This is a genomic window from Arthrobacter sulfonylureivorans (assembly GCF_047607445.1).
Classification (GTDB): domain Bacteria; phylum Actinomycetota; class Actinomycetes; order Actinomycetales; family Micrococcaceae; genus Crystallibacter; species Crystallibacter sulfonylureivorans_A.
The window spans coordinates 87538-96636 of record NZ_JBLKRT010000016.1; the positions used below are offsets into that span (position 1 = coordinate 87538).

Genomic DNA, 9099 nt, shown 5'->3' on the forward strand with positions numbered 1-9099 from the left:
ATGAGCATGACACCCCATCACCGCGATATCGCCCATCTCGGCAACATCGAGCTCTTCACGGACAAATTCGAGGAGAGTTACTGGTTCTTCAACGACCTGCTGGCCATGCGGGAAGTCGGCCGCGCCGGCGATTCGGTCTTCCTCCGCACCTGGGACGACTACGAGAACTGGAGCATCAAGCTGACCCCGCGGGCGGCCTCCGGCGTCGGACTGGTCGCGCACCGGGCCGCGTCACCCGAGGCGCTGGAACGGCTGGTCGCCTCGATCCAGGCAGCCGGACTGGGCGGAAGCTGGCAGGACGGCGAATTCGGCGTCGGCCCGTCGTTCCACTTCACGGACCCGGATGGGCACCCGATGTCCGTCTACTACGAAACCGAGTGGTACCAGGCCTCGGACGACAAGCCGGCGCTGAAGAACCAGGCCTCCCGCTTCCCGGGCCACGGCGTCAACGCCCGCCGGCTGGACCACATCAACTACCTGGCCGCCAATGTGGAGGAGAACGCCAAGTTCTCCGCAGAGGTGCTGGGACTGAAGGACAGCGAACTCATCCGGCTGGACAACGGCCGCACCGCGGCCCACTGGTTCCGGTTCGGCCAGAAGTCCTACGACCTGGTCTACTCCGCTGACAACCTGGGCGCCTCCGGGCGGCTGCACCACATCGCCTTCGCGCCGGATACCCGGGAAGACATCCTCAAGGCCGCGGACATCTTCCTGGAGAACGGCATCCACATCGAGTCCGGTCCGCACAAGCACACCATCAACCAGACGTTCTTCCTGTACGTGTACGAGCCGGGCGGCAACCGCATCGAGTTCGCCAACGCCGGCGCGCGGCTGCTGCTGGCACCGGATTGGCAGCCGGTGGTGTGGAGCGAGACGGAACGCAAGAAGGGCCAGGCCTGGGGCATGCAGACGATCTCCACCTTCCACACCCATGGCACGCCGCCGATCGACGTGCCGGACGAGCACTGAGACCGGGTGGGCTAGGTTATTGCCAACAACTTTGTCAGCACACAAACCAGCATGGAGCAGCCTCCCGTGAGCACCACCCCCACCGCCGTCCCGAAGTCCACCGACTCGGCCGCCGTCGTCGCCGGACTGAAGAAGGCAATCGACCGGGGCGAACTGGTGCCCAACCAGCGGCTGGTGGAAGCGGACATCTGCGCCGAGTTCAACGCCAGCCGGGCCACGGTCCGGGCCGCGCTGGCGGAACTGACGCTGGAGGGGTTGGTGGAGCGGATCCAGAACCGGGGCGCCCGGGTGCGGGCGGTCTCGGTGGAGGAAGCGGTGGAGATCACCGAAGTCCGCGCCGCGCTGGAGGCCATCTGCGCCGCGAAGGCAGCGGAGCACGTCACCGACGAGGATGTGCAGGAACTGCAGGCCCTCGGCCGGACCATGAGCCAGGCCGTGGAAACCGGTGACCTGCTGAAGTACTCGGACTGCAATAAGACCCTGCACCGCCGGGTCATTGAGCTGGGCGGGCACAACACTGCGGCGGCCCTGATCGCGCGGCTGCGCGGCCAGAGCGTCCGGTTCCAGTTCCGGCTGGCCATGCAGCCGGGGCGGCCGTCCGTCTCGCTGCCCGAGCACTTGGAGATTGTGGACGCCGTCTGCGCCAAGGACCCGGAACGGGCCGCAGCCGCCATGGAGAAGCACCTGAAGAGCGTTGCCACTGCCATCATGCGGGCAGCCGAGGAGCCCGGCGGCTGACGCACGCCGGTTCCCCAGCCACCCGCTATCGATCAGCATGCCCCGGCGACCGGGAGCATGGGACAAGATACGCCGGCCCCGGCTGGCGGGGATAGGGGAATCATGAGTGCACAGAACCTGCAGCAGGTCCTGGACCAGGCCGGCAACACCGTTGATATGCTGCGCAATTCGCAGATCGGCGCCTATATCTACCCAGTGGTGGCGCCTGAGTTCACCAACTGGCGCAGCGAGGTCCGCGCCTGGCGGGACACCGCAGTGCTCTACGACCAGACGCACCACATGGACAACTTGTTCATCAAAGGCTCGGACGCGCTGAAACTGATCTCCGACACCGCGATCAACTCGGTGGCTAGCTTCCCGGTGAACAAGGCCAAGCAATATGTGCCGACGACACCGTCCGGGCACGTGATCGGCGACGGCATCATGTTCCACGAAGCCGAGGACCAGTTTGTCTATGTGGGACGTTCCCCGGCGGCCAACTGGCTGCTCTTCCACGGGCAGACCGGCGGGTACGACGTGGAGTTGGAGGTGGACCGCCGGTCCCCGTCGCGGCCGATGGGCAAGCCGGTGCAGCGCAAGTACTGGCGCTTCCAAATCCAGGGCCCGAACGCCTGGCAGATCATCGAAAAGATCAATGGCGGCACCGTGGAGCAGCTGAAATTCTTCAGCATGGACCACCTGCAGGTGGCCGGGACGCAGGTGCGCACGCTGCGGCACGGCATGGCGGGGGCGCCGGGACTGGAACTGTGGGGGCCGTACGAATCGTACGACCGGATCCGGGAGGCCATTTTGGAGGCTGGCGAGGAGTTCGGCATGCTGGCCGTCGGCGCCCGGGCATATTCGTCCAACACGCTGGAATCCGGCTGGATCCCGTCGCCGCTGCCGGCCATCTACTCCGGCGAGGAGTTGCGGCCGTACCGCGAATGGCTCGGCGCGGACAGCTATGAGGCCGTGAACGCGGTGGCCGGCAGTTTCGTTTCCGACAAGATCGAGGACTACTACCTGAATCCGTGGGAGCTCGGCTATGGCTCCTTCGTCAAGTTCGACCATGACTTCATCGGCCGCGAGGCGCTGGAGAAAATCGACCCGGCTGTGCAGCGGAAGAAGGTCACGCTGGCCTGGAACGCCGAGGACATGACCAAGATCTTCGCCTCGCTGTTCGACACTGAAGGCACGCCCTACAAGTACTTCGATCTGCCCAACGCCAACTACGGGTCCTCGAACTACGACGCGATCGTCGACGCCGGCGGCACGAATGTGGGCCTGTCCCTGTTCACCGGCTACAGCGCCAACGAGAAGCGGGCCCTGTCCCTGGCCACGGTCAACCCGGACGTGGAAATCGGCACCGAGGTGAAGGTGGTGTGGGGAGAGCCCGACGGCGGCACGCGCAAGACCACGGTTGAGCCGCACCAGCAGCTGGAGGTCCGCGCCGTGGTCAGCCCGGCGCCCTACTCGGTGACGGCCCGCAACGAATACCGCGGCGGATGGCGGACGGCTCAGGCCGTCTAAGCCGGCTGCGGCAGCCGGGTGGCCGGGTAACGAAACGGCGTGTGGCCGGCCTTTGAGGCAAGGGCCGGCCACACGCCGTGGTGGTTGTTGTTAGTGGCCGGCTGCGGCGGCTGCTTCGTCCAGGTGCGCGATGGAGCGGGTGTCCTGGAACGCGCGGATGCCTTCGATGCCCTGTTCGCGGCCGAAACCGGAGTGTTTCATGCCGCCGAACGGGGCGCGCAGGTCCAGCCGGGTGGCGCCGTGGTCGTTGACCCAGACGTAGCCGCAGAGCAGCTGCGCGGCGACGGTGTTGGCTTTGTCCTTGTCCGCGGTCCACACCGATCCGCAGAGGCCTGCCCAGGTGTCGTTCGCGGCCGTGATCGCTTCTTCTTCGGTGTCGAAGGGGATGATCGGGATGACCGGGCCGAACTGTTCCTGGGTGACCACGCGCAGGGACGGGTCCGGGTCTACGACGAGGGCGGGTTTGAGGAAGTTGCCGCCTTGGAGTTCGGGGTCGCCGGGCAGTTCGCCGAACTCGCGGACGTCGGCGCCGGCGTTCTTGGCTTCGGCGATGAGTTCCTCGACGAAGGTCTTCTGCGCGGGCTGGTGCAGCGGGCCCATGGTGGTGGTTTCGTCCAGTCCGTAGCCGATGACGGCTTTTTCCAGCCGGGCGGAGAGTCCGGCGACCAGTTCGTCCATCCGGGAGCGGTGCACGTAGACGCGTTTGGCGTTCATGCAGATCTGCCCGGTGGTGTCGAAGATCGCCGCGTAGAGCCGGTCCAGGTGGGTGTCGTCCAGGATGGCGTCGTCGAGGAAGACGGCGGGGTCGTTGCCGCCGAGTTCGAGGGTGACGCGGGTCAGGGACTTGGAGGCCATTTCCATCATTTTCTTGCCGCCGCCGACGCTGCCGGTGAAGCAGACCTTGGCCACGTCGTCGTTCTGGATCAGCCCGCCCATTTCGCTGTCGTGGCCGGTGACGATGTTCAGCACGCCCGGCGGCAGTTTCTCCGCCACGCGCTGGACGACCCGGGTGATGGCCAGCGGGGTGGTGGGCGGCGGTTTCAGGATGGCGGTGTTGCCGGCCAGCAGGGCGTGCGGCAGCGAGGCGCCGAGGATGGCGATGGGCCAGTTAAACGGGACGATGATGGTCACCACGCCGAGTGGCTGGTAGGCCACGGTGGTGGTTACCGGGATGCCCGGTGCCGGTTCCAGGATCTTGCCCTGGTCCACCTGGTCGGCGAGGGCCAGGGCCAGTTGGAAGCGGATGTCGAAGACCAGGGCGTCGATCCAGGCTTCCATCCGGATTTTCCCGTTTTCCTGGGACAGGATGGCCGCGTCCTCGTCCCGCAGTTCGGCGAGGCCTTCGATGGCTGCGGCGAGCCGGGCGGCCCGTTCTTTCGCGCCGAGGGCAGCCCAGGCCGGGAAGGCGGTTTTCGCGGCGGCAACGGCGTCGGCCACATCCTGCTTGGACGCGGCAGCGGCGTATCCCACCACTGCGCCGGGCTTGCCGGGGTCCGCCACGGCGTAGGTCTCGCCGGTATCGCGGACTTCACCCCCAATGTAGAGCCCCGTAGTGACTTGGGTGGTTTGGCCCGGTGTGCTTGCCAAATCAGTCATCTCACAACACCTCTCTGTGTTTGTCATCCGGTCCCATACCGGAGGCAGGAGGGCATCAATCGCGTCGCTGCCCATACCGCGTCCAGGAGATCGGCACACGTTCGGATGGGCAGGATCCTGATTCCCCTCCCCACAGCTTTACCTATATCCGGAGGGAGTGCTAGAGGTTGACGAGGATCATTTTCCTGCGGCTGCATGGGACTCCGGTGCCTAATACTGGTCAGCGAGCGGCGAGATTGGGGTTGTGGCCGGGGACGTTTGCGAGTGCCTGCCACAAGTACTCCTCCCCGACGACGGGGATGCCATAGTCCCGGGCTTTCCGGGCCTTTCCGGAGAGGGAATCCGGATCGGCAGCGACCAGCAGCTTGACCTTCTTGGTGACCGCTCGGTGCGGGACGTAGCCGGCATCGCGCAGGTGACCCTCGATATTGTCCCGGGGCCTGGACATATCACCTGTAAGTACCACCATGTCACCGGGATGAAGTGGACTCCGGAAGCTTGAATCAGATTGCTTGTCCGTATTACCGTCCCCTGACGGAACACGAGCATCGCGCGGCTGCCGGGCAGCCTCCACTGCGTCGGGGCTCACTTGGAGGAGCGCAGCGATCTTCTCTAGGTCCTGCATCTCGTCGACGCTGAGGACGCCATCCGCCCATGCAGCCGTGACCACTTCATTGAAGTACTGGGCATGCAGTATGGCGGCCTGTGATCGGCTGATACCGAGTTCGTTTGCGGTCTGGACGAGCATTGCTTCCTCGTGGGCAGAGAGATAGTTATCCAGCAGCGCGCGGTCGAGCAGGGCAAGGTACTCTTCATGTTCAGCAGGGCCGGTGTATTCAGGCATCCGAACGACAATGCGTTCTAGGAAGTGCTGTCCTTCCCTGGCCCCGATTGACCTCGTCACCGGCGGGACGAGCTGCGTAGGCGGATCGTGGCGCCACCTAGTTGAAGTCGCCTCGTTGAGCAGAAAGTCCCAGTCGCTGAGCTGGGCGTCCAGCTCCATATAGCGAGACAACAGCACTGCGGTTGCTTCGGCATCGTCACCGGCGCAGTGAGCGTTCTCTAGCTCGATTCCGAAGGAATCGCAGCAGTCCTGCAAAGACCGGCCGGCGCCGGGAAGGTATTCGTGGGCCATCCGCATCGTGCATAAGCCGCGGGGGAAGTAAAAGTCCGGCAACGGCTGTCCGGCCCGGCGGAATTCGGCATCAAGGAACCGCGCGTCGAAAGATAGATTGTGCGCGGTCACGATGGTCCCAGACAGACGCCAGGAGATCTCGTCTGCAATATCGGCAAAAGTCGGCGCTTCCAAGATGTCCCGCGCCTGAATCTTATGCAAGGACTGTTTGCCCAGATCCCTACCCGGATTAATGAGCGTCTCCCACCTGTCGACGACGCTTCCACGTCGATCGAGTGTGACAATGGCGATTTCGGCTATGCGGTCTTGGCCGCCCGGAAACAAGCCTGTTGTCTCGGTGTCGATTACCGCAAAGTATCCCTGTTGCATTGTTCCCCCATAGATTCGCTCGTGCGTCAGCACGACCATATAACCCGGCAGGGACAGTATGGTGAAACGCGACATCAAGGCGCGCTAGGCGGCTCTGCCAATAGGTGCGGATCGAGGGGCGCGAAGCCGCCTTAGGAAGTGGGTGGATCGTGGCCGAAAGCGGAGACGGGTCGCGCCGCTGCATTTTCTAGCGCAGGTCAAGTGCAGCGAGACTTCCCATCTGAGTTTCGAACCCGAACGGCTTGAATGCGCTGCTTTCATGACGTCCGCCGACTGAGTCTAGGTGGAACACCCAGACTGGCTCGGTAGGATGGGCCGCAGGCAACAACTACCGCCGCCTTGGAAGGGTGATCCCTTGTTGAAAGCTATTAGCTACAACCTCCGGAAGCACAGTGCGAGCGCGGAACTCGAAGACCTGACCGATCGCTACGAAGTAGACGTCATGTGCCTGCAGGAAGCAGATACAGAGAAGCTCCCGGACAAGCTGGGCCACCTGCAGTTGGCCGATTCAACCAAAGGGAACAGGCTCGGACTGGCCATCTATTACGACCAGAAAAGATTCTCAGCTGTCGACACCAACACCTTCGAACTGAAGAAATCGCTGCACGACTATGTGCTAGCGCCGGCTCATGAGCGACTGCTCGGAGTCAAAATGGTGGACAACGAAACCAAACACGAAGTCGTCATCGGCGACTTCCACGCCGCGCCTCTGACGGCCACCAACTCCCTGCGCCGGCACCAGATCAAGGCCGGCCACGAGGCGCTGCTGGGCATGGGCGGCGACGGCCTGCAGATGACGTTGATGGTGGGCGACTTCAACTACCCGTTCTTCACCAAGAACCTGGTGGAGCACCTGAAAGAAACCGGCTACGCGCTGACCCTGAGCAACCGCAGGACCTACACCCGCTACAAGCTGTTCCGCGGGCACTTCGATTTCGCCACATCGTTGGGGCTGGATATCCAGAGCGTGGAGACACTGCCGCGCGGCCAGTCGGACCACCTGCCGATCCTGGTGACCGCGGAATACGTCGACGAGAACTACCACGCCCGCGCCAGCTAACGGTCCACACGTGGATGCCGGCACTCGACCTCGTCAGGTGGGTGCGCGCAGCTGGTATCCGCGCGGCCGGAGAGATGTCTAGCAGGGCAGCTTTGACGGCAGCTTCACCGGACTGGTGATGACGGAGCCTTTGTTGTCCTTGCCGCGATAGGCCCGGCATACCTTGAGGCCGCGATCGGCCAGTTTGGCTTTCATCTTGCTGATAGCATCGGGATTGAAGCCGTTCCACTGCATATGCATCAAGATGGTGCCGCCCTTGGTGGCTATCTTGGCCACGCTGGACACCACCTGCGCTTTGGTCTTGCCCGTGGTGTCATAGCTGCCTCTGGTCCACAGCCACGGCTTCATGCCGGCCTTACGGTAACCACAGCGGACCGAATCATCGATGCGGCCGTACGGCGGGCGGCCGTAATTGGTCACCACGCCAGGGGCGCGAAGTTCCCGGGCAACAGCGCTACAGCTGAGCGTCTTCATATCCTTGCGGTGGTTGATGCTGTGGTTAATGACGTACTGGCCATACGAACGGGCCAGCTTCGCTAGGTCCACGTCGTATTTCTTTCTGTACTTCTGCAAGCAGCCTCCGGTGGGTGCGATGACGAGTCCGATGTTTTTCTTTTTGGCGTGCTTCATGACCCTTTTGAAAGAGCTCAAAGTCTTCGGACAATCGTCATAGCTCAGCACCACGCGGCTGGTGTGGTTTGGTCCGCGCGCCTCGCTTTGCGTCCAGTTAATGGCCGCTTGGGCGCTGGGCACGAACCCCGCGGTGATGAGCCCCAAGACAGTCGCCAAGATGATCAGAATTCGGCTGGTACGCATGGCGCACCGTCCTTCCCCCAAACACCGTGCCGCCGGAACTGAGGTATCCAGTTCGTAGGGCGCACGCGGCTAGGCGCCATTTTGGAGCAAATGCGCGGGAAGCGGCAAGAGGGTAGACCTACCCTATTTTCCGAGCTGTTCCCGAAGGCTCCTTGACGCAGTTGGCGATGGCGGTACGTCCCCGGACGGCTGGGGCTGTCGGGCGGGCGGCGGCCGGTGCCGGCTCCGGCGTCCTCCTTCGCGGCAGGTTGGCTGCCACCAGCGTTCCCAGGATCAGCAGGGAGCCGGCGGTTTGGCCGGGGGGGAGTTGTTGGTGAAGGGCCAGCCAGCCCGTGACGGTGGCGACCACGGGGCTCAACAACCCCAGCAGCGACGCACTGAACGCGGGCAACAGTTGCAGTCCGCGGAACCACAGTGCGTAGGCCAGGGCCGTGCCCACCAGGGCAAGATATGCGTAGCCGGCCAGGTTCAGCACCGAAAGCTGCGTGGGCAGCGGGCCCTCCGCGAACAGCGCCAGCGGGACCAGCAGCAGCCCGCCGGCGGTCAGTTGCCAGGAGGTCACGGCCAGAGACGTGGCCGGCTGGCCCCACTTTTTGGTCAGCACCAGGCCGGCGGCCATCGAGGCCGTCCCTCCCAAGGCCGCCGCCACGCCCACGGCATCCAGCCTGGCCTGGGACTGCAGCACCAGCAGTGCCACTCCGGCCAGTCCCGCGGCCGCGGCAACGATCTTGGCGGACGTCAAACGCTCGCCGATCCAGCGCGAGGCCAGGACTGCCACGAGCAAAGGCTGGATGGCGCCGATGGTCGCTGCCACGCCGCCGGGGAGCCGGTGGGCGGCAATGAAGAGCAGGGCGAAGAACATGCCGATGTTCAGCGCGCCGAGGAGGCCCGCTTTCCACCACCATGC

8 protein-coding genes are annotated in these 9099 nt (G+C 64.2%); 4 read left to right on the forward strand and 4 right to left on the reverse strand.

The features are described 5' to 3' along the window. The first annotated feature begins 6 nt into the window (after window positions 1–6). The 3 genes from ACMX2H_RS09805 (at window position 7) to ligM (ending at window position 3216) form a co-directional block, all read left to right on the forward strand. Window positions 7–969, forward strand: coding sequence for a VOC family protein (locus ACMX2H_RS09805; RefSeq protein WP_414960314.1), 963 nt, complete (start codon window positions 7–9; stop codon window positions 967–969). A gap of 66 nt (window positions 970–1035) precedes the next feature. Then, window positions 1036–1707 carry a GntR family transcriptional regulator gene (locus tag ACMX2H_RS09810; protein ID WP_240691827.1) on the forward strand — a complete coding sequence of 224 codons (672 nt, stop codon included), beginning with the start codon at window positions 1036–1038 and terminating at the stop codon, window positions 1705–1707. Between the two features lie 102 nt (window positions 1708–1809). Beyond that, complete coding sequence (ligM, locus tag ACMX2H_RS09815; protein WP_414960315.1) at window positions 1810–3216, forward strand: vanillate/3-O-methylgallate O-demethylase; 1407 nt, start codon at window positions 1810–1812, stop codon at window positions 3214–3216. 90 nt (window positions 3217–3306) lie between these two features. Here the strand turns inward: ligM and ACMX2H_RS09820 are convergent, their stop codons facing one another. Together ACMX2H_RS09820 and ACMX2H_RS09825 are read right to left on the reverse strand one after the other, a co-directional pair. Next, window positions 3307–4812, reverse strand: coding sequence for an aldehyde dehydrogenase family protein (locus ACMX2H_RS09820; protein WP_414960316.1), 1506 nt, complete (start codon window positions 4810–4812; stop codon window positions 3307–3309). 220 nt (window positions 4813–5032) lie between these two features. Next, complete coding sequence (locus tag ACMX2H_RS09825; protein WP_414960317.1) at window positions 5033–6391, reverse strand: exonuclease domain-containing protein; 1359 nt, start codon at window positions 6389–6391, stop codon at window positions 5033–5035. A gap of 283 nt (window positions 6392–6674) precedes the next feature. On the opposite strand from ACMX2H_RS09825, the gene ACMX2H_RS09830 reads away from it, so the two are divergent. Beyond that, complete coding sequence (locus ACMX2H_RS09830; RefSeq protein WP_414960321.1) at window positions 6675–7376, forward strand: endonuclease/exonuclease/phosphatase family protein; 702 nt, start codon at window positions 6675–6677, stop codon at window positions 7374–7376. Window positions 7377–7454: 78 nt separating this feature from the next. Here the strand turns inward: ACMX2H_RS09830 and ACMX2H_RS09835 are convergent, their stop codons facing one another. Together ACMX2H_RS09835 and ACMX2H_RS09840 are read right to left on the reverse strand one after the other, a co-directional pair. After that, window positions 7455–8192 (reverse strand): polysaccharide deacetylase family protein, encoded by a 738-nt coding sequence (locus ACMX2H_RS09835; RefSeq protein ID WP_414960318.1) that lies wholly within the window; start codon window positions 8190–8192, stop codon window positions 7455–7457. 118 nt (window positions 8193–8310) lie between these two features. Next, a partial coding sequence (locus ACMX2H_RS09840; protein ID WP_414960319.1) for an EamA family transporter occupies window positions 8311–9099 on the reverse strand: 789 nt, incomplete at its 5' end.

Excerpts from the sequence above, each read along its gene's own strand:
- ACMX2H_RS09805 (WP_414960314.1), top strand. The coding sequence starts at position 7 with ATGACACCCCATCACCGCGATATCGCCCATCTCGGCAACATCGAGCTC.
- ligM (WP_414960315.1), top strand. The coding sequence starts at position 1,810 with ATGAGTGCACAGAACCTGCAGCAGGTCCTGGACCAGGCCGGCAACACC.
- ACMX2H_RS09820 (WP_414960316.1), bottom strand. The coding sequence starts at position 4,812 with ATGACTGATTTGGCAAGCACACCGGGCCAAACCACCCAAGTCACTACG.
- ACMX2H_RS09825 (WP_414960317.1), bottom strand. The coding sequence starts at position 6,391 with ATGTCGCGTTTCACCATACTGTCCCTGCCGGGTTATATGGTCGTGCTG.
- ACMX2H_RS09835 (WP_414960318.1), bottom strand. The coding sequence starts at position 8,192 with ATGCGTACCAGCCGAATTCTGATCATCTTGGCGACTGTCTTGGGGCTC.